Source organism: Cyclobacterium plantarum (genome assembly GCF_011290685.1).
Classification (GTDB): Bacteria; Bacteroidota; Bacteroidia; order Cytophagales; family Cyclobacteriaceae; genus Cyclobacterium; species Cyclobacterium plantarum.
Genome location: NZ_JAANYN010000033.1, coordinates 1 through 844, shown reverse-complemented (window position 1 = coordinate 844; position 844 = coordinate 1). Strand labels below are relative to the sequence as shown.

General features: G+C 47.0%; 1 protein-coding gene, 3 tRNA genes and 1 rRNA gene. 1 reads left to right on the top strand and 4 read right to left on the bottom strand.

What is annotated here, in order from left to right:
* A partial coding sequence (locus G9Q97_RS24915; protein ID WP_222852081.1) for a hypothetical protein occupies nucleotides 1–192 on the top strand: 192 nt, incomplete at its 5' end.
* A 66-nt stretch (nucleotides 193–258) separates the two neighbouring features.
* On the opposite strand, the gene G9Q97_RS24670 is transcribed toward G9Q97_RS24915, so the two are convergent.
* From G9Q97_RS24670 to G9Q97_RS24655, 4 genes are all read right to left on the bottom strand, one after another.
* Nucleotides 259–328 (bottom strand) — tRNA-Cys (locus G9Q97_RS24670).
* Between the two features lie 34 nt (nucleotides 329–362).
* Nucleotides 363–436: transfer RNA gene (locus tag G9Q97_RS24665), tRNA-Ala, on the bottom strand.
* Between the two features lie 204 nt (nucleotides 437–640).
* Nucleotides 641–714, bottom strand: a tRNA-Ile gene (locus G9Q97_RS24660).
* Between the two features lie 58 nt (nucleotides 715–772).
* Nucleotides 773–844 (bottom strand): 16S ribosomal RNA (locus G9Q97_RS24655); the annotation flags it as partial.

Below are 844 nucleotides of genomic sequence, written 5' to 3'. Positions count from 1 at the left end.
AGGCATCCCCCGTACGCCCTTGTTCACTTGAACTCCCCATGTGCCCTTTTGCAAACACACAGGGTTCTTTTCGTCGTACAAAACATCGCTGTCTTGTACTACATTGCATTTTCCGCTCAACATGTCAATGAACTTTTTGCTCCTCACTCGTCCAATAATGAACGGATGCAAGCAAGTGATTATTCACCTTAAGAATAATAAAATGGATTTGCGTTCCTTGTGAACTCATCCTTTTTTGTGGAGGATAACGCCTGCCTGCCGTCAGGCAGGGATTCGAACCGTTGACCCTCCCGACTGCGTCGGGATGCTCTAGCCAGCTGAGCCGACGATTGGAAGGTCCCTTCTGGACTCGTCCATTTCAGTGGAGGATAACGGATTCGAACCGTTGACCCCCTGCGTGCAAGGCAGGTGCTCTAGCCAGCTGAGCTAATCCCCCTGGTATTTTTTTATCGAAGGTTTGCCCCGTTGACACTCCCGACATAAGTCGGGATGCTATAGACAGCTGAGCTAATCCCCCTGGGTTTCTTTTATCGAAGGCTTGCACCGTTGATCATGCTGATTTAAAAAATTTTATCCATTAAATAAACCTGCTTATATGTCAAAGGATTGAAACGCCAACAAATCAAACAATTTTAAAATGTGGGCCTGCGTGGACTCGAACCACGGACCTCTACATTATCAGTGTAGCGCTCTAACCACCTGAGCTACAGGCCCCCAAAATGAAATAAATTGAAGTAGCAGGTAAGACAGTAAATAAAAAATCTGAATCCAGAAAGGAGGTGTTCCAGCCGCACCTTCCGGTACGGCTACCTTGTTACGACTTAGCCCCAGTTACCGGTTCTAC